Source organism: Ancylobacter sp. GW821-FHT10E12, from assembly GCF_058809335.1.
Genome location: NZ_JBXASN010000017.1, coordinates 1 through 17,185, shown reverse-complemented (window position 1 = coordinate 17,185; position 17,185 = coordinate 1). Strand labels below are relative to the sequence as shown.

The 17,185-nt window shown below is 62.9% G+C and carries 21 protein-coding genes; 16 read left to right on the top strand and 5 right to left on the bottom strand.

Annotated elements, in window-relative coordinates; all coding sequences use genetic code 11:
- Nucleotides 1-213 precede the first annotated feature (213 nt).
- Together AC1RU4_RS20605 and AC1RU4_RS20600 are read right to left on the bottom strand one after the other, a co-directional pair.
- Nucleotides 214-1,281, bottom strand: coding sequence for a helix-turn-helix domain-containing protein (locus AC1RU4_RS20605; RefSeq protein ID WP_492893014.1), 1,068 nt, complete (start codon nucleotides 1,279-1,281; stop codon nucleotides 214-216).
- A gap of 3 nt (nucleotides 1,282-1,284) precedes the next feature.
- Nucleotides 1,285-1,926: a hypothetical protein gene (locus AC1RU4_RS20600; RefSeq protein WP_492893013.1), complete on the bottom strand. Its 642-nt coding sequence runs from the start codon at nucleotides 1,924-1,926 to the stop codon at nucleotides 1,285-1,287.
- Between the two features lie 543 nt (nucleotides 1,927-2,469).
- Between AC1RU4_RS20600 and AC1RU4_RS20595 the strand changes: the two genes are divergently transcribed.
- Complete coding sequence (locus tag AC1RU4_RS20595) at nucleotides 2,470-4,566, top strand: ParB/RepB/Spo0J family partition protein (protein ID WP_492893012.1); 2,097 nt, start codon at nucleotides 2,470-2,472, stop codon at nucleotides 4,564-4,566.
- A gap of 179 nt (nucleotides 4,567-4,745) precedes the next feature.
- On the opposite strand, the gene vapC is transcribed toward AC1RU4_RS20595, so the two are convergent.
- The 3 genes from vapC to AC1RU4_RS20580 form a co-directional block, all read right to left on the bottom strand.
- On the bottom strand, nucleotides 4,746-5,144 hold the full coding sequence (gene vapC, locus AC1RU4_RS20590; protein ID WP_492893011.1) for a type II toxin-antitoxin system tRNA(fMet)-specific endonuclease VapC: 399 nt from the start codon (nucleotides 5,142-5,144) through the stop codon (nucleotides 4,746-4,748).
- A complete protein-coding gene (gene vapB / locus AC1RU4_RS20585; RefSeq protein ID WP_492893010.1) occupies nucleotides 5,144-5,377 on the bottom strand; it encodes a type II toxin-antitoxin system VapB family antitoxin in 234 nt (77 codons plus the stop codon). Before vapB ends, vapC begins: the two co-directional genes overlap by 1 nt.
- A gap of 133 nt (nucleotides 5,378-5,510) precedes the next feature.
- Entirely contained in the window at nucleotides 5,511-5,948 is a 438-nt protein-coding gene (locus AC1RU4_RS20580; RefSeq protein WP_492893009.1) for a PAS domain-containing protein, read from the bottom strand.
- 125 nt (nucleotides 5,949-6,073) lie between these two features.
- Here AC1RU4_RS20580 and AC1RU4_RS20575 point away from each other — a divergent pair, with 125 nt between their 5' ends.
- The 15 genes from AC1RU4_RS20575 to AC1RU4_RS20505 form a co-directional block, all read left to right on the top strand.
- Nucleotides 6,074-6,313 (top strand): helix-turn-helix transcriptional regulator, encoded by a 240-nt coding sequence (locus tag AC1RU4_RS20575; RefSeq protein WP_492893008.1) that lies wholly within the window; start codon nucleotides 6,074-6,076, stop codon nucleotides 6,311-6,313.
- 470 nt (nucleotides 6,314-6,783) lie between these two features.
- Complete coding sequence (locus AC1RU4_RS20570; RefSeq protein WP_492893007.1) at nucleotides 6,784-7,098, top strand: DUF736 domain-containing protein; 315 nt, start codon at nucleotides 6,784-6,786, stop codon at nucleotides 7,096-7,098.
- 383 nt (nucleotides 7,099-7,481) lie between these two features.
- The gene (locus tag AC1RU4_RS20565) at nucleotides 7,482-8,672 is read left to right on the top strand and encodes a DUF932 domain-containing protein (protein WP_492893006.1); all 1,191 of its coding nucleotides are present in this window, start codon (nucleotides 7,482-7,484) and stop codon (nucleotides 8,670-8,672) included.
- Nucleotides 8,673-8,983: 311 nt separating this feature from the next.
- The gene (locus AC1RU4_RS20560; RefSeq protein WP_492893005.1) at nucleotides 8,984-9,172 is read left to right on the top strand and encodes a transcriptional regulator domain-containing protein; all 189 of its coding nucleotides are present in this window, start codon (nucleotides 8,984-8,986) and stop codon (nucleotides 9,170-9,172) included.
- 34 nt (nucleotides 9,173-9,206) lie between these two features.
- Nucleotides 9,207-9,812: a DUF2285 domain-containing protein gene (locus AC1RU4_RS20555; protein ID WP_492893116.1), complete on the top strand. Its 606-nt coding sequence runs from the start codon at nucleotides 9,207-9,209 to the stop codon at nucleotides 9,810-9,812.
- Nucleotides 9,813-9,894: 82 nt separating this feature from the next.
- Nucleotides 9,895-10,125, top strand: coding sequence for a helix-turn-helix transcriptional regulator (locus AC1RU4_RS20550; RefSeq protein ID WP_454679677.1), 231 nt, complete (start codon nucleotides 9,895-9,897; stop codon nucleotides 10,123-10,125).
- Between the two features lie 23 nt (nucleotides 10,126-10,148).
- Entirely contained in the window at nucleotides 10,149-11,012 is an 864-nt protein-coding gene (locus AC1RU4_RS20545; protein ID WP_492893004.1) for a replication initiator protein A, read from the top strand.
- A 349-nt stretch (nucleotides 11,013-11,361) separates the two neighbouring features.
- Nucleotides 11,362-11,997, top strand: a complete 636-nt coding sequence (gene parA, locus AC1RU4_RS20540; protein ID WP_492893003.1) for a ParA family partition ATPase — start codon at nucleotides 11,362-11,364, stop codon at nucleotides 11,995-11,997.
- Nucleotides 11,994-12,269, top strand: coding sequence for a ribbon-helix-helix protein (locus tag AC1RU4_RS20535; protein WP_492893002.1), 276 nt, complete (start codon nucleotides 11,994-11,996; stop codon nucleotides 12,267-12,269). Before parA ends, AC1RU4_RS20535 begins: the two co-directional genes overlap by 4 nt.
- Nucleotides 12,266-12,736, top strand: coding sequence for a DUF2840 domain-containing protein (locus AC1RU4_RS20530; RefSeq protein ID WP_492893001.1), 471 nt, complete (start codon nucleotides 12,266-12,268; stop codon nucleotides 12,734-12,736). Before AC1RU4_RS20535 ends, AC1RU4_RS20530 begins: the two co-directional genes overlap by 4 nt.
- Nucleotides 12,733-13,281, top strand: a complete 549-nt coding sequence (locus AC1RU4_RS20525) for a S26 family signal peptidase (protein ID WP_492893000.1) — start codon at nucleotides 12,733-12,735, stop codon at nucleotides 13,279-13,281. The genes AC1RU4_RS20530 and AC1RU4_RS20525 overlap by 4 nt, the downstream gene beginning before the upstream one ends.
- Before the next feature lie 35 nt (nucleotides 13,282-13,316).
- Nucleotides 13,317-13,646 (top strand): DUF736 domain-containing protein, encoded by a 330-nt coding sequence (locus AC1RU4_RS20520; protein ID WP_492893115.1) that lies wholly within the window; start codon nucleotides 13,317-13,319, stop codon nucleotides 13,644-13,646.
- A 4-nt stretch (nucleotides 13,647-13,650) separates the two neighbouring features.
- Complete coding sequence (locus AC1RU4_RS20515; protein WP_492892999.1) at nucleotides 13,651-14,592, top strand: lytic transglycosylase domain-containing protein; 942 nt, start codon at nucleotides 13,651-13,653, stop codon at nucleotides 14,590-14,592.
- Nucleotides 14,593-14,813: 221 nt separating this feature from the next.
- Nucleotides 14,814-16,778: a DUF3363 domain-containing protein gene (locus AC1RU4_RS20510; RefSeq protein WP_492892998.1), complete on the top strand. Its 1,965-nt coding sequence runs from the start codon at nucleotides 14,814-14,816 to the stop codon at nucleotides 16,776-16,778.
- A 159-nt stretch (nucleotides 16,779-16,937) separates the two neighbouring features.
- Nucleotides 16,938-17,185 (top strand): transposase (locus AC1RU4_RS20505; protein ID WP_492892997.1); only part of this gene is annotated, 248 nt, incomplete at its 3' end.

Below are 17,185 nucleotides of genomic sequence, written 5' to 3'. Positions count from 1 at the left end.
GCAGCGTTGGGACACGTCGTGGTTGGTGCCGACGGATTGCCGCAACAGATCGTAAATGCTCCGCGAATCATCACAGCCGTGACAACGCGTTGCATATCGCTGGTCACCGCTGTGATGATCGCAGACAGCCCCACTTTGGTCGAGCCTTGAGATCTACAACGGGTTGGAACTCGCCCCCCGGCCGGTTGAGTCCAGAACCAAGCCCCGCCCCAATCATGGAACTAGTCGGAGAGAAGAACCGCCGACGGATGGCCGGTTCACATCGCCGGCAAGCCCAAACAGCAGATTATCGAGTTCTTCCTCAGGAATATCCAAACGGGCTGCCACGTGTTGGCGCGTTACGCCCTCCCGCCAAAGGTCCGTGAGCACACGCTGCCATATCGCAGAACGCTCTGGTGGTAGACTGTCAGGCTCGTTGGTGCCGAAGCGCTTGTTTATCTGGATGCAGAACGTCCGGTAATTCCAATCGGTAATCCGGCCTATCCTGTGGAGGCGATGCGCAAGCGCAGCGACGGACACGCCCCATCGCTTCTTTGCCAGTACTAACTGATCCAGGCTTCGGACGAACGGAACGGTCGCCACGACGTCGTCATAAGGCATCAAAAATGACGATGCGAATGCGTGTGCCTCAAGCTCGGCTGCGCGTCCCTGATTGGGACCGCCGTGCTTGTGCAGAATGAGATGGGCCAGCTCGTGCGCAGCGTCAAACCGGCTGCGCTCCGTCGTCTTGAATGTGTTGAGGAAGACATATGGTTCGCCATCGTGCCAGCAGGAAAAGGCGTCCACATTCTTTGTGTTCTCGGCCAAAGAGAAGACGCGGACGCCCTTTGTCTCAAGCAGCTTGATCATGTGTGAGATCGGCCGTTCGCCGATAGCCCAATGCTGACGCAGCGCACGGGCGGCTCCAGCAGGATCGCGTTCATGGCTAAGGTCGAGCAGGTCTGGCTGTGGTAGTAAGAACCTTTCCCGCACCCATGCTGACATCTCGAACGCTAAGGAACCGGCGGCGAGCGCCGCATCACGTTCCCGCGCCGACATCGCAGTCAGGCTTCGAAAGCTGGCGGCATCGGCGCTAATCGGTGCAGCGTCGTCCCGGAAGAAGAACTCCCGTGGAAATTCGAGGGCGCGCACCAAGCCGTCAACCGTGTCTTCGTCCGGAGCCTGCTGCCCATTGACGACACGTGACAAGGTGACCGGCGAGATACCTGCTTGCTCGGCGAGGGCTTTGGCGGTCAACCGCCGCCGCTTCCGCGCGAGCTCCATTCGGCCGATGTTGAACATGGCCTAACGACGCGAAACAGCAGGCTCGAATTCGATACTATCCGGCCGGTCGCTATCAAGGATGGCATCCGCCGGCCATTCGCCGCCGCCAAGGATGAAGATGCGCTCGATGAAGCCCTCGAAATTGCCGCCCGATATGCCGGACGGTAGCGACAACTCGGCACGAACATCGTCGCCCTGAACAGACACGCAGAAGAACCACACGCCAGTTCGGAGATCCGCGAGGCTCTGATCCCGTGCCGCTGACATCTCCTCCTCCGGGAACAACCCCACCTGTCCCACCGCAATGATGCGGTCAGCACCGGAACCTTTTCCGGATACTGCTTGCGGCTTGTGAAGCATGTCAGCCGCAAGATCGACGCTCTGGTACACAACCTTCAGCGGTCGGTCGGGATGCTTGACCGATTCGACATTGTTCTCGCGGTAGCGGACCCATTCATGGGCCTGGAAGACCTGCCGGACATAGCGCGTGCCATAGATATACGCGAGCAGGCCCTCAGCCGAGGCGGGATCGTCCAACGTCGCGTCCGAGCGAGCAGCGACCACCCCGCGCACGACCTCGAGCAGTTCCTGACGCGTGACGCCGAAGTCGGCGAGCCGAGCGTCAACTTCAGGATGATCGGCAAGCACGCGAACCGCAGTCATCGAATCGCTCCAACGATAATTTTCTCTACCTCATTTGTGGAGGAAAAGATTATCGCACGCAACTATGTCGGCGGATCTATTGGCACCGCACTCCCCGGCTCCTTATTGAGAAAATCGGGCGGGCTCCCACGCCCACGGCGAGAACCGCGATAGACATTCCGGGACACATTCCTCGCTGTCGTGCACTTGAGGTCGAAGGAAGCATCCAGGACGCCGACTGAAGAGACCTTCGTCATATTAGAGAGCCGAAAGCACCCTGTCGTAAGCCTCGACTGAGGGGCACCGCCCCTGGCGCGCTCCAGGGTGCGCGGCGCTTTGCGCCGCCGGCCGGGGCGGTCTCCCCGGTCTTCCGCACTTCCTGACATCCATAAAGTCGCAAGGGCACAAATACGTTTGTGCAGACCCGCGCCATGGGCGCGGCCTTTCGGCGGGTGATCCCCCTCCGCCCCGTCCGCCCTGGCCCTTGCCGCCCCCGGTCTCGCCGACGGGCAGGGTTGCAGCGCAGCGCTGCGCTTCAACCCAAGCCCATTAGGAGCAAAGACTATGACGACCGCTGTAATCGAAACCACCACCATGTCCGCCGCCGAGAACGGCGCCGAGATTTTCATCCCGCTCAACAAGCTCAAGAAGCATCCCGACAACGCACGGAAAACCCCGCACAGCGAGGCGTCCATCGAAGCGAAGGCGGCGAGCATCCACGCCAAGGGCATCCTGCAAAACCTCGTGGTGGAGGCGGAGCTTGACGCCGAGGGAGCCACGACCGGCTTCTATCTCGTCATCATCGGCGAAGGCCGCAGGCTGGCGCAGTTGCTGCGCGTGAAGCGCAAACAGATCAAGAAGACCGAACCCATCCGCTGCGTCATCGACACCGTGAACGACGCCAGCGAAATCAGTCTGGACGAGAACGTCACCCGTGAAGACCTCTCGCCCGCCGATCAGTTCGAGCGCTTTCGCGAGCTTGCCGAAACGCGCGGATGGGGTGCGGAGGAAATCGCGGCCCGGTTCGGCGTCACGGCCCATGTCGTGCGCCAGCGGATGCGATTGGGTGCTGTCAGCCCCAAGCTGATGCAGGTCTATCGCGACGGCGGATTGACCTTGGAGCAGTTGATGGCCTTCGCCATCGTGGACGATCCGGCCCGGCAGGAGCAGGTGTTCGAGAACCTGTCGTGGAACAAAGACCCTTCGACCATTCGACGTGACCTGACCCGTATGCACATCGCGGCGACGGATCGGCGGGCGATCTTCGTCGGCGCGGAAACCTATACCGAAGCGGGCGGCGTGATCCTGCGCGATCTGTTCACCGAGGATCGCGGCGGTTTCTATGAAGATGCTGCTCTGCTGGACCGGCTCGTCATCGAAAAGCTGGACGGGATCGCAGAGAAGGTGAAGGCCGGGGAAGGCTGGAAGTGGGCGGGCGTCCATATCGACTATCCGCACGGCAACGGCCTGCGCCGCACCTATCCGCATCCGGTAGCGTTGTCGGAGGAAGACGAGACAACCTATGCCGCTGCGCAGGCGGAATACGACGCGCTGACCGAGCAGTATGACAGCGCCGACGAACTGCCCGACGAGGTGGATCAGCGGTTCGGGGAGCTCGAAGCAGAGATCGAGCGCATCGACGCTTTGCGTCACGCCTATGATGCCGACGAGATCGCTTGCGGCGGCGTGTTCGTCATCCTCTCCCATGATGGGGAAGCCCGCATCGAGCGCGGCTTTATCCGGGCCGAGGACGAAAAGCCTGAAACCGTGGAAGATGCGGACGGTGAAGGCGGAAGCGTGATCGATGGCGTTCGCATCAACAGCGATGGCCAGATCATCGAGGATGGCGAACGGGATGAGGACGGTAACCCGGATTCCGCGCTCGAGACGGAGGACGAGGACGCCGGGGATGCGGGCAAGCCACTGTCGGACCTGCTCATCCGTGACCTGACTTCGCACCGGACGCTGGGCCTTCGCCTTGCGCTGGGCGAGCAGCCGGACATGGCGCTGATCGCCGTGACCCACGCGCTGGCGGCGCAGACCTTCTATCGCGGGGTGGACGCTGCTTGCTTAGAAATCCGCCCGACCAGCAGCACTCTCGCGTCTCACGCGGACGGCATCGAGGATACGGCGGCGGGCAAGGCGCTGGCGGATCGTCATGCCGGATGGGCGGCGGATATGCCGCGCACCGTGGCCGACCTGTGGGGCTTCGTTGCCGGTCTGGACCATGCCAGCGTCATGACGCTGTTCGCCCATTGCGCCTCGCTCACTGTCAATGCCGTGAAGCAGCCTTGGGAACGTAAGCCTCACGCCCACGCGACGGCGGACAAACTGGCGACGGCAGTTGCCCTCGACATGACGGCGCATTGGACGCCCACGGCGCGGACCTATCTCGGTCGCATCACCAAGGCGCACATCCTCGCCGCCGTGCGCGAGGCCGTCAGCGACGAGGCCGCCGACCGGATGGCGGGCATGAAGAAGCAGGCGATGGCGGAAGCCGCCGAGCAGTTGCTTATCGGGACCGGCTGGCTTCCCTCACTCATGCGGACGCCGGAACCCCCGTCGCTGGCGGATAAGCAAAGGGAAGTACGGGAGACCGTCGAGGTAGTGGAGACTTCGAACACGCAAGACAGCGACGGCTATTCAATCGCTGCCGAATGAGGCCAAGCCGGGGCCGCGTCAACGGTCCCAGCTTCCGCCCACCAAGGAAAATTCCGGCCGCGCGGGAGGCGCGGCCGGATAGCCTCGAACATTCTATGAACAGGATGATCCCGGGGACACGGGTCAACGCCGGGATTGTCGTCTATCAACGAATTAGGGAGGCCGACGGCCCCTTCTCGTCAGACCCAGTTCTCGACCCTGACGCCCGGCATGCGGGCGAACTCGCGCATGTTGTTGGTTACGACGATCAGTCCTTCGGCGCGTGCGTGGGCGCCGATCTGCATGTCGTGCGGGCCGCAGGGTGTTCCCGCCCGCTCCAGTTCCGCCCGAACCTGCCCGTAGTGCGCCGCCGCCTTGTCCTCGAACGGCAGCACGTCCAAGCGCGCCACAAAATGCTCGATGGATTTCAGGTTTTCGGCACGGCGTGCCGACTTTTCCGCACCGTAGTGCAACTCCCCGAGCGTGATGCTGGAAATGCAGAGCTGCTCAGCGAGCGCGTTGAATTTTTCCCGCAGTTCCACCGGGTAGTTTTTCATCACATAAATGCAGATGTTCGTGTCGAGCATGTAGGCTAGCATCAGAACGACTCGCGCTCCTCGGCGGCCGGCTGCTCACGCTCGACCATGAAATCCTCGCTCACGCGGGGGCCACTCGAGAACAGGTCATCCCAGCGCTTGCCCTTTGGCACGATGACGCGGCTGCGACCGATCTTCAGGATATCGACCTGATGCACGTCCTCGGGAAAGGCGACGGCCTTCGGCAAGCGGACGGCCTGGCTGCGATTGCTGGTGAACACCGTGGAACTGGTCATGGCGCGTCTCTCGTATATCCAATTGGGATATACATAGATTCCGTGACGCCCTTTTGCAAGGGCATCGTTCGCAGCTTGGCTTTTCCCACCCATAGCTAGCCCAGCTACGTCCTGAAATACGCGCTTACGGCTTTCAAGAAACTTGCGCGATTCCGACAAGGATACCAGCGACATTCCCGGCATCATCGGCCAGCGGCAAGTACAGCCGTGCAATGCGAGCGAGGCCGCTCGGAAGCTGCACCCGATCTTCCATCATTAGCGTGCGGCCGGACTCGAAAACGACCGCCGCTTCGTTATCGGCGTCGCCGCGTTCCGGCGTAAGCCGGCCGATGGGCTCGCCGGCAAGCGCGACCCCATAAACTCGATCGACGAGCTTGCCGCTCCACTCGATCCTCCACGCTGCTTCCGGATTCGTCTGTTGGCAGATCAACGCCACAACGTCGTTCAGATCGGTCAGATGTTCCGTGATGCTTCCGGCAAGAGGCATGGCCGCGCCCTCGCTACGTGCAAGCCAGAGCCTGTAGAGCCGGCCGAGCACCGGATGACGATCCGCCATCAGTCGAGAATCCATTCAGGTGCTCGTGCTTCACTTGATAACCAGATTTTCTGGTTATCTGTATTTCGATTTAATTGATCTGCCGGTTTCGTCAATCCCCGGCAGCGCATATGCAAAAAACACTTCGGTCGCCAAGGCATATGCGTCTCATCCAGCTCATCGTCGACAAACGCGCGCAGGCCGGGATGAGTCAGTCCGACCTTGCTGATGCCCTCGGCAGATATCAATCTGTGGTCGCAGCCATCGAATCCGGTGGCCGCCGCGTCGATGTCGTCGAGTTTCTCGAACTGGCTGAAGTTATTGGCTTCGATCCTTGCGAGATCATCCGCGAGGTCGCCGCAGTGTCCCACGCGAATGGACTGACATCCAAAGCCAAATGATCCGCTCTGCCTTCGGTTAGGTTGCCCCACGCTAGGCAATTGATCGTCTCCGACAAAGGCGACCAAGGGAGCGTAGACCCGGACCGCGCCAGTGTCCGCGGAACATAGATTTACCTCGCCATCACGTTCGGAGTAGAGAGGTCGACCCGGGTTCGCCGTCGTCTCGCACAAGGGGGCGGAGGCCGACTGCCACCATCGCCATGTTCCTGATGATTTCCATGACGGCCGCCCCACGCGTTCTCGAATGGATTGGGTCTGACCGAAGACCGGCTTCGCCTCGATCGTCTTCCCGCAACGTCCGCCGCCAACTTTTTTCCGCCGCCTGCGGCTTTGCATCGCGAAGCAAAAAGCCGTCGCCAGCCGTCTTCCACTAACGTTCCAGCCCTTCGGGTGCGGACCGATCGTCCCCGGTCGAACGACCACCATCAAGGTCGCGATGGGTGCGGCCCGAAGGAAAGAGGAACACGACCATGGCGACCATCGGCACCTTCACCAAGAGCGAGAACGGCTACACCGGTGCGGTCAAGACCCTGACCCTCAACGTCAAGACCGTGAAGTTCGTCCCCACCGAGGGCGACAGCGAGCGCGGCCCCGACTTCCGCATCTTCGCCGGCGCGGTCGAGTTCGGCGCAGCCTGGAAGAAGACCGCCCGCGAGACGCAGCGCGAATATCTCTCCGTCAAGCTGGACGATCCAAGCTTCCCCGCGCCGATCTACGCCAGCCTGGTCGAGGCCGAGGACGGCGAAAATCAGAACCTCATCTGGTCCCGTCGCAACGGCGACTGAGGTCGAACACTTCAAGAAGCCCCGCTCGCAGAGCGGGGCTTCGCCATGCTCATGCCCGCCACCGCCTTTCAGGAAATACGGCGATCAGGATGTGCGGATGTCAGGCTTTGCGGCTTCGCACATCCTGATCAGATCCATTTGCCCGGCATCCACTGACGCTCTCGCCGGGCAGCTTCGCTAGGGGCGCCGCCCCCGCGCGGCGCAAGGGATCGCTGACGCTCACCTGGGCCGGTCTCCCCAGCCTTCCGCGGCTTCGCCTTGTGCAGATCGGGTGATCCCCCTCCGGCCTGGTCGCCCTTGCGCCTTGCTACCCCGGTCTCGCCGACGGGCAAGGTTGCAGCGCAGCGCTGCGCTTCAACCCAAGCCCATTAGGAGCAAAGACCATGAACACCCTGACCCTGACCCAGCAGCCTGTTTCTTCCGGCTTCCGCGTGGACGTATCGCGCGGCGAGCGGATCGGCCGCGTTTCCTCGGAATGGTTTTCCCGTCCCGATGACGAGCGCTATCTGAACCTCACCGAGCTTTACGACACGGTGCGCAGCCGTGCCGAGCGCGGCCATGCTCGCACCGTCGAGAGCCGCGCCGTCCGTGTCGAGGCGAGCCGGGACGATGCGGAACGCCTTTCGTTGATCGTGCCGGGCCGGGCCGAACCTATTTCCCCGACGCATTGGTCATTCGGCCAGTTGTGCAGCCTTGTGAGCGCGCCCGCATCCTACATGCGGCAGCTTCCCGCGCCGCTGGCCGGGATCAACCTGCAGCATGGCTTGCTCAGTCACCGCGCCGAACTGGTGAAGACGCTCGAGGCCGACGACGGACGCATTGAGCTTCGCGCCGTGACCGGCCCCGACTATGGGCGCATCTGGGATCATGAGCTTGTCGCCGCCGTGATGAAGATCGCGGGCAACGGTACGGGCGATACCCGGTGGAAGGTGCCGGGGGTGCTGGATTGGGCGACCATGATGCACAATCCGTTCGTGGACATCACCAACGACACGACGACGCTCTACGCCAGCGACCGCGATGTGTTCCTGTTTCTGGTCGACGACACCCATCCCATCGAGGCGGGACGCCTGCCCAACGGCGACCCGGACCTCTATTTCCGGGGCTTTTATGCGTGGAATTCGGAAGTCGGATCGAAGACCCTCGGCATCGCCTCTTTCTATCTCCGCGCCGTATGCCAGAACCGCAATCTTTGGGGCGTGGAAGGGTTCGAGGAAATCAGCATCCGGCACAGCAAATTCGCCGCGCAGCGTTTCTCCCATAAGGCGGCGCCCGCACTGACCAGCTTCGCCAACTCCTCGCCCGCGCCGTTCGTCGCTGGGATCAAGGCGGCGCGGGAGCGTGTCGTCGCCCGCACCGACGAGGACCGCGAGAGCTTCCTGCGCAAGCGGGGTTTCTCCAAGCCGGAGACGGCGAAGATCATCGAAACCGTGCTGGACGAGGAAGGCCGCAAGCCCGAAAGCATATTCGATTTCGTGCAGGGCATCACCGCGCTGGCTCGCACCAAGACCAATCAGGACACCCGGCTTGACCTTGAAGGCAAGGCCAAGAAGCTGATGGAGCGCGCCGCCTGATTTGCCCAAAGCCGTGCGGCCGTAAATCCGGCTGCACGGCTTTCCGGTTTTGAGGATTTCCGGATCATAGAATTCTCCGACGATCCGCAAGCTCGGATCGGCCGGCGCGGCCACGCGATATGCCCGCGGCTCGCCAGGCTGTGCCCGGCTCGCGGAATCACTGTCTCGACAAAAGGTCGATTCTACGGAAAACTTCGCCTTGGGGGAGAGCTTAAGATGCTGAGGATACTGTCCGGCGGAACGCGGCGGCTATCAGGCAATCACTGACAGCCCTTTGTTTTGGCCGGAATATCCTGCTGAGGAGACAGAGATTGCCCGACTCGTACGATTGGCAGGCGAGTGCCGCTTACCTCTACATTCTCCCTCTCGGCCGTCCGGCTCTCGCGTGGGAACACATTCGTCGACATCCTGAATATCGGGCTGACTGGCAGCGTTTTGGAAATCAGCACCCTCAAGCTTGTCAGACGCCTGCGCTGAAGTGGGGGCTTCGATTTCCTTGAAAATCCAGCTTTCGATGCGCGCTTCGCCCAGCCGCTGTGGTCGCCCGACCCAGATTTACTGGTAGAGCTGACAGCACATGAAGCCCCGGAAAGCGAAGCTAGGGCATTCAGCGTCTGGGCATTACCCGGCCACAAGACGCTGGTTCATGACGGGAACCGCATCCACGTAAACGGCGTCGCGTCGAACTGCGCCTATCGGATCGCGCTCGGCCGAGACCTGTGTGAAGGATGCCCCTTCGCGTTTGCGATCGCAGCCGATTCTCGTGCCCGGACAAGATGGCGTGCGGCGGAAAAACTCGCCACGACAATGGCGACTGTCCAATCCGTTCGTGGTGCCGTGCTGGCACGGCCGGATCGTACCACTCTCATCAATATGCGATCGCTGCAGGCGCTCGACGGCGATCTTGCCGGCGCCTCCGAGCGGGAAATCGCCAGCGTCATCTATGGTGCGGCGGAAGTTGCGGAGCACTGGCACAGCGACGGTGAGCTGCGTGCGAATGTCCGCTACCTCATCAAGCGCGGCCGGGCTGGCATGAATGGCGGTTATCGCAAATTTCTCTGGGCGGATCACGCTCGTAAGCCGCCAGCGTCGCCAAAATCTGAGATAGGGAGAAAAGCCCCGATGACGGATTCTCCCTGAGCAACAGTCCCGACTTTTCTCAGACTGCCTCCGAACCGCTGGATCGGGCTTCGCTCGGCCAGCCTGAGATGGAGGCAGTTTCATGGAACGCACAGAGCCGAGGCCGGCGCATCGTTATCTCAACAATGAAGAGGCCGCCGCCTACCTCAAGCTCTCGCCGCACACGCTGAATAAGAAGCGTGTGATCGGTGGCGGTCCGAAATTCCGCAAGCTTGGCTCCCGCGTCGTCTACGCGATCGACGACCTCGAAAGCTGGATCGAGGCGCGTGCCTGCCAGACCACATCTGATCCGCGCTACGCCCAGGCACGCTGATAGCGCCGGTCGGGACGCACATTATGGCGGAGCGCAGACACACATCCGAACGCGAGCAACTCGAGCTGTTCCGGGCGCGTGCCGGCGACATGGCAACGCGCGACGCCCAGGACCTGATGGCCTACCCATTCTTCTCGCTCGCCAAATCGAAGCGCGTTGAGCCAATCAGGTTCCAGTCCGGCGACATCCGTATCCATGTCGAAGGCACGGCGGAATTCGGCCTTGCGACCATATGGGATGCCGACATCCTGATCTGGGCCGCCTCGCAGATCGTGGAGGCACGCGACCTCGGGCTTCGCACATCCCGACTGATGGCAACGACACCTTACGAAATCCTGACCTTCATCGGGCGTGGCACGTCGGTCCGTGACTACCAACGCCTCAAGGCCGCGCTCGACCGCCTGCAATCTACCACCATAGCCACCTCTATCCGCCAACCCTCCGAGCGTCGTCGGTATCGCTTCTCCTGGATCAACGAGTGGAAGGAGCGGCTCGACGCCAAGGGTCGGCCGCTCGGCCTCGAACTCATCTTGCCGGACTGGTTCTATGAAGGCGTCCTCGACAATGCGCTGATCCTCACCATCGACCGGACCTATTTCGATCTGTTGGGCGGTCTCGAACGCTGGCTCTATCGCCTGGTCCGCAAACATGGCGGCCGACAGTCCGGGGGCTGGAGCTTCGATTTCCGTCATCTCCACGCCAAGTCCGGCAGCCTGTCCCGCTTCTCGAACTTCGCCTGCGACGTCCGCGAGATCGTCCGCCATCAGCCCTTGCCGGGCTATCGGCTTCGCATCGACCGCCTCAATGACGGGCGTGAATTGCTCATCTTCGCCCCGGCCGCATCGCGGCCGAACGCTCAATCACAGGGGGCTGTGTACAAGCTGTGAATAGTCTCGTGCTATCAAAGGCAACCGGCCTCGTGCTATCGAAGGCACGACTATCGTGCTATCAAAGGCATGATCCCGCCTTAAGTAATTGCGGCGCATGGAAAATTCGCGCCTCTAACTTTCCTAATACAGAATCTAACTTATATTTCTTTTGTCTTGGCGATTTACTGGAGAGATTTCCAGACAAGCCAAGCTGCGGTGAATCTACACAAAAGAATATTACGCGATCCGCTGTTAGGCAATCCTGTACAAAGACCCGTCCGTTCGTCACGCCAGGCGGAACGAAACACCCTTCGACATCGACGGACCGTACTGATAAGCGCTCTCCTGCTCGCACGGAGCGCGCTTCATGATCATCGCGCTCCTCAACCAGAAAGGCGGCGTCGGCAAGACGACGCTCGCCACGCATCTCGCCGGTGAGCTTGCTGCGCGTGATGCGCGTGTCACCGTCATCGACGCCGATCCGCAGGGCTCAGCCCTCGACTGGTCACAGCGCCGAGCGGAGAGCGGCCTGGCCCGTCTGTTCGGTGTCGTTGGCCTGCCTCGCGAGACGATGCACGGTGAGGCGCCGGAGATCGCGCGCGGCGTCGACCATGTCGTCATCGATGGTCCGCCGCGCGTCACTGCACTCGCCCGATCGGCGATTCTCGCCGCCGACCTGGTGCTGATTCCGGTCCAACCGTCGCCCTATGATGTCTGGGCGAGTGCCGAGATCGTTTCGCTTATTAGTGAAGCGCGGCTGTTCAAGCCGCAGCTTCGTGCCGCCTTCGTCGTCAACCGCCGCATCGTCGGCACGATCATCGGTCGCGACGTGCGCGCCGCTTTGCCCGAAGGTTTCCCGGTGCTCGCCGGTGACATCGGTCAGCGCGTCGTCTTCGCGGAAGGTGTCACGACCGGACAGCTTGCGCGCGAACTGGAGCCCGATGGAGCGGCCGCTCGAGAGATCACAGCGCTCGCCGCCGAGATCATGGGAGAGACCCCATGAGCGGCAAGCGTGTCGCCTTCGGCGCGAAGCCCGCTGCACCCGCAGCCGACGCGTGGGTGCAGCAGGGAAACAGTTCTTCAGACGCCAATGCCGCGCCCGCGAGCGCGTCGGCGGCGAAGGCCGACATCTACACCGCCCGGTTGACGATCGACGTGACGCCGGAGCTTCGCGGCCGCGTCAAGGTCGCCGCCTTCCAACAGGGTGTCACCGTCGCCGAGATGATCCGCAATCTGCTCGAAATGAGCTTTCCCGAAGCGGGAGAGGACGCATGAGCGCGCGTCGCTATACCAGCGTCACCACCGTCTTCGAGCGCGATCGCTTCAACATCCGCCTGCGCTTTGCAAGGCCGGTTCGCGAGCGCCAGCTTGATCGGCGAAGACGCCTCGCGCTCTTCGCGCCAAACAGCGTCTTCGCATTGCTGCGTTGGGAGAACGGGCTGTACGGCACCGCCGTCTCGCACATCACCATCATGCGCACTGTTGAGCCGGGCGAAACATGCTCCCTGTGGCCCTATGTGCATCCCGGCGCGGAAACTCTGCTCTTCGTCTCAGGTTGGCATCAGGTCGAGCGTGCTTTGAAGATGGTCGAGGCCGTCGAGGCGCTCAGCATTGACCCTGCTGAGGCATCATCGGAATACTGGCAGCATGTCCACAACAGGCTCTGGTCTCGCCAGTCACCGCGCGCCTATTCACATGAGCAGCATGCCGCCTGGCTGCGCCGCCGCAAGTTGCTGTCATGACGCGCGCGGCGATCATCTCCGCAATGATCTGCGGGATAGGCCTAATCGCGGCTCCCGTCTGGTCGGCGCACACGCCGCGCCTCATCTGGAACGCGTCGGCAAGCGTGCCGATCGGCCTCTATCGCATCGAGGCAGCGGACCGGATCGCGGTCACGGACCTTGCCGTCGTCATACCGCCGGAGGCGCTCGGCCGCTTCCTCGCTGAGCGTGGATATCTGCCGCGCGGCGTCCCGCTTCTCAAACGGGTGCTGGCGCTCGCGGGCCAGACCGTTTGTCGCGCCGGGCTCGACATCATCGCCTATGGAGCACGTTACGGCGCGGCCCGTGAACAGGACAGTCGTGGCCGATCGTTGCCCGTCTGGCAGGGCTGCCGCGTCATCGACAAGGACGCCGCCTTCCTCATGAACTGGGACGCGCCGGACTCCTTCGACAGCCGATACTTCGGTCCGCTCCCGCTCAGTTCGATCATCGGCCGCGCAGTCCCCGTCTGGACCGCCGACGGCAATACCGATCCGGCGTCAGAGCCGGTTTCCGACGGGCCATGACGGCGCCGTCTCCACACTCAGCCAAGGAGGAAAGGATGCCCCAGATCGGAATCTTCAAGACGACAAAGGACGGTTTTTCCGGCCGCATTCGGACGCCGACGCTTGATGCCGAACTGACCATCAAACCGGCCGAGAATGCGGAGGCGGAGAACGCGCCGGACTATCGCATTTTCGCCGTCACCGATCTCGAAGTCGGGGCCGGCTGGAAACGCACGGGCGAGAGGGCCGGCGACTATTTCTCGCGCTCGATCGACGATCCATCCTTCACACAGCCGCTCCGCGCCAACCTGTTCCAGTCCGACGCTGACGACAAGGTGTGGCACCTATTGTGGAACCGGCCGTCAAAACGTGAAGAACGGAGCTGACACAATGCGTTCTACGCGTGAAGCCGGCTCTGCCATCATCCCTTTGATCGATCGGAATCCGGATCATCCCTCCGACCCGATCGCCTGTCAGGCAGCCGTCGCGCGCAGCGCAGGTCAAGGGCGGCCGCATCGCGGCCGGCGCAGCCTTGCCCTTGATCGCAGCGAGCACGATGGCAGGCTGTCGGCGTTCGGACGAGGAGGCGCGCAAGCGTGCCGACGCCTCCCGTTCCTTCGCATCATGCACACGACTGCGGCCTGCATGATGCTCGCGATTGCAGGCGTCGAATGCTGGGCCGAGCCCACGTTATCGCCGACGCCTGAAAGCGCGTTGGGCGATCATCTGCATTCGGCCGATCCGTGGGGCGTGTCGATCGCGAAAGCCGCACGTCGCTTCAACATTCCGGAGCGCTGGATACGATCCGTCATGGGCGTCGAAAGTCACGGTGATGCGCGCGCCGTGTCGTCGAAAGGCGCGATGGGGTTGATGCAGATCATGCCCGCGACATGGACCGAGCTCAGTGCCCGATACGGTCTCGGCAACGATCCGTTCGACTCTCACGATAACATCATAGCCGGTGCGGCCTATCTGCGCGAGATGCACGATCGTTACGGCTCGCCAGGATTCCTTGCCGCCTACAACGCAGGACCGGCGCGGTACGAGGAGCACAAGCTTCTCGGCGTGCCGCTCCCTGGCGAGACGCAAGCCTACCTCGACAAGCTCGCGTCGATCGCCGGAAAGACATCTCCTGGGCTCTTCGCCGGTTCTGCTGTGCACACGACCGGCGGCTTGGAATCGTCGCTGTTCGCGGTCGACACGAAGACGAAATCCGAGCCGGCAAAGAGACCGCAGCGTTCATCTGGAGGAGCGCTGTTCGCGACCATCAAGCCCCGCGCTGAGCAGGCGGAACCGCCGGATAGCGACAGCCCCGATGTGCAGACGGAATGATCTCATGACCACTGTGAAGCAGGTAAGCGGAGCGCCGAAGGCGCAGGGCAAGATAAAAGCGGACGGCACGCGGCCGTTCGGAATGTCTTGTCTGCACGTCGGTTGGAGCGGCGCGCGACGGGGAGACCCACGTGCCGGTCGCGAGGCGAAGCCGTTGATGGCACGGCAGCATTCGCGCGCTTCGTCGCATCGGCTTGTACCGGCTTGCACGGAGCGCGGTCATGGCCGACCGTGATGACGACCGCTTCCGGCCGAGGGTCGCACCGCCACGATCGCACGGCCGCGCGCGGACGCCGAAGTTCACGAGCCGCGTGCTCAAGGCCACATCCAAGGCCGGGCCGAGCGGCAGCGGAACCCTCCAACGGCGGTCATCACGGGGCGGCGCCCGGTTCGGCCGCGGCCATGTCGCAGCGAAGTTCGCCGGCCAGTCGCTGCGGGGCAATTCGCGCCGCGTCGTCATCAAGACCCGACTGGTCAATCTGGAGAAGGCCGGCGCGCGATCGACCATCACCCATTTGCGCTATATCGAACGCGACGGCGTGACGAAGGATGGCAGCAAGGCCCATGCCTACGGTCCCGGCACCGACGAAGCCGACATCGCCGCTTTCGAGGAGCGCGGTCGCGAAGACCGGCACCAGTTCCGCTTCATCGTCTCGCCGGAGGACGCCGGCGACATGGGCGACGTGAAGTCCTATACCCGCCAACTCATGAGCCGCATGGAAGCCGATCTCGGCACCCGGCTCGATTGGATGGCGGTCGATCACTGGAACACCGACAATCTCCACACCCATATTGTGCTGCGCGGCCGTCAAGATGACGGATCGGATCTCGTCATCGCCCGCGACTACATCTCGAACGGCATGCGCAACCGTGCCCGTGAGCTGGCGACCGAATGGCTCGGCCCGCGCACCGAGATGGAAATCCGAAACAGCACGCTGAGGGAGGTCGATCAAGAACGATGGACCGGCCTCGATCGCATGATCCAGCGCGAGGCCGAAGATGGCGTGGTCAACCTTCTATCCGAACCGACTGACGCCCACGCCCGCTTCCGCCGCACGGCGATGATCGGCCGTCTTCAGCAGCTCACCGGGATGGGTCTTGCCGAGCACATCGGCAATTGTGCTTGGACGCTGCATGCCGATGCCGAAGCCACCTTGCGCGGGATGGGCGAGCGCGGCGACATCGTCCGCACCATGCAGCGCGCCATGTCCGGCAAGAAGCGCGAGCTGGTCGTGCAGGATGCGGCATCATCACCTGCGCCTATCGTCGGCCGTATCGTCGACAAGGGCCTGGCCGACGAGCTTTACGACCGCGGTTACCTGATCGTAGACGGCATCGACGGCCGCGCCCACTACGTTCCGCTCGCGCACGGCACAGACCTCGAGGCGCTGCCGATCGGCGGCATCGTCGAAACCCGCGCCGCGACCGAACGGACGGCGGACCTGACCGTCGCCGGCCTCACCACGGACGGTATCTATCGCACCGATCATCACCTTGGCCTGGAGCGCGCAGCGGCGAAGCCGGAGCATGATCCGGACAGCTTTGTCGCCGCCCATGTCCGCCGGCTCGAAGCGCTGCGCCGCGCCGGCATCGTCGAGCGCATCGAGGACGGCGTATGGCGCGTGCCCGACGATCTTGCCGAGCGCGGCAAAGCCTACGACGCGAAGCGCCTCGGCGGCGTCGATGTCGAGCTGCGCTCGCATCTGCCGATCGACCGGCAGGCCCGCGCCATCGGTGCGACCTGGCTCGACCGTCAGCGCTTCGGCGATGTTTCCGGCCTCGCCCAGACCGGCTTCGGTGCGGAAGTGCGTGACGCCATGCGGGACCGGGAAGACCACCTTGTCGAACAGGGTCTCGCCGAACGACGCGGCCAGCGCGTCTTCTTTACCCACAACCTGCTTGCGACGCTGCGCAACCGTGAGATCGAGGCGGTGGCGAAGAAGATCGTCGCTGAGACCGGGTTGCCGCATCGCGCCGTTCAGGATGGTGAGCGCGTCGGCGGCGTCTATCGCCGCTCCATCATGCTCGCCAGCGGCCGTTTCGCCATGCTCGACGACGGCATGGGCTTCAGCCTCGTGCCCTGGCGGCCTGTTCTGGAACAGCACCTCGGTCAGACCGTCGCCGGCATCGCCCGCGGCAACAGCATCTCATGGGAACTCGGGCGAAAGAGGGGACTCGACATATGAATGAGCCGACGGTTGATGTCAGCAGGCTGGACTTGAAAATGACTTTGACGCGCCAGAAGCAGAAGTTCGCTGCGGCGACGATGAATGGCCGGTTTGGGGCCGAGGCTGTGTGAAAACCCCTGATTATGCTATGTTTAGGCACTGCTTCGGAGGTGCCAGATGGGGCGTTTTGTCGAGGCTGCCGACCGTCATCAGGCGAGCTTTCTGCCCGCTTGTTTGGAGGACTATGTCGATCCCGACAACCCGGTCCGCATCATCGACGCCTTCGTCGATGAACTCGATCTGGCCGAGCTCGGTTTTGCCCGCGTGCAGCCGGCATCGACCGGCCGACCCGGCTACGCGCCGGGCACGATGCTCAAGCTTTATGTCTATGGATACCTGCATCAGCTGACCTCGAGCCGGAAGCT

Excerpts from the sequence above, each read along its gene's own strand:
- AC1RU4_RS20605 (WP_492893014.1), bottom strand. The coding sequence starts at position 1,281 with ATGTTCAACATCGGCCGAATGGAGCTCGCGCGGAAGCGGCGGCGGTTG.
- AC1RU4_RS20600 (WP_492893013.1), bottom strand. The coding sequence starts at position 1,926 with ATGACTGCGGTTCGCGTGCTTGCCGATCATCCTGAAGTTGACGCTCGG.
- AC1RU4_RS20595 (WP_492893012.1), top strand. The coding sequence starts at position 2,470 with ATGACGACCGCTGTAATCGAAACCACCACCATGTCCGCCGCCGAGAAC.
- vapC (WP_492893011.1), bottom strand. The coding sequence starts at position 5,144 with ATGCTAGCCTACATGCTCGACACGAACATCTGCATTTATGTGATGAAA.
- vapB (WP_492893010.1), bottom strand. The coding sequence starts at position 5,377 with ATGACCAGTTCCACGGTGTTCACCAGCAATCGCAGCCAGGCCGTCCGC.
- AC1RU4_RS20580 (WP_492893009.1), bottom strand. The coding sequence starts at position 5,948 with ATGGATTCTCGACTGATGGCGGATCGTCATCCGGTGCTCGGCCGGCTC.
- AC1RU4_RS20575 (WP_492893008.1), top strand. The coding sequence starts at position 6,074 with ATGCGTCTCATCCAGCTCATCGTCGACAAACGCGCGCAGGCCGGGATG.
- AC1RU4_RS20570 (WP_492893007.1), top strand. The coding sequence starts at position 6,784 with ATGGCGACCATCGGCACCTTCACCAAGAGCGAGAACGGCTACACCGGT.
- AC1RU4_RS20565 (WP_492893006.1), top strand. The coding sequence starts at position 7,482 with ATGAACACCCTGACCCTGACCCAGCAGCCTGTTTCTTCCGGCTTCCGC.
- AC1RU4_RS20550 (WP_454679677.1), top strand. The coding sequence starts at position 9,895 with ATGGAACGCACAGAGCCGAGGCCGGCGCATCGTTATCTCAACAATGAA.
- AC1RU4_RS20545 (WP_492893004.1), top strand. The coding sequence starts at position 10,149 with ATGGCGGAGCGCAGACACACATCCGAACGCGAGCAACTCGAGCTGTTC.
- parA (WP_492893003.1), top strand. The coding sequence starts at position 11,362 with ATGATCATCGCGCTCCTCAACCAGAAAGGCGGCGTCGGCAAGACGACG.
- AC1RU4_RS20535 (WP_492893002.1), top strand. The coding sequence starts at position 11,994 with ATGAGCGGCAAGCGTGTCGCCTTCGGCGCGAAGCCCGCTGCACCCGCA.
- AC1RU4_RS20530 (WP_492893001.1), top strand. The coding sequence starts at position 12,266 with ATGAGCGCGCGTCGCTATACCAGCGTCACCACCGTCTTCGAGCGCGAT.
- AC1RU4_RS20525 (WP_492893000.1), top strand. The coding sequence starts at position 12,733 with ATGACGCGCGCGGCGATCATCTCCGCAATGATCTGCGGGATAGGCCTA.
- AC1RU4_RS20520 (WP_492893115.1), top strand. The coding sequence starts at position 13,317 with ATGCCCCAGATCGGAATCTTCAAGACGACAAAGGACGGTTTTTCCGGC.
- AC1RU4_RS20515 (WP_492892999.1), top strand. The coding sequence starts at position 13,651 with ATGCGTTCTACGCGTGAAGCCGGCTCTGCCATCATCCCTTTGATCGAT.
- AC1RU4_RS20510 (WP_492892998.1), top strand. The coding sequence starts at position 14,814 with ATGGCCGACCGTGATGACGACCGCTTCCGGCCGAGGGTCGCACCGCCA.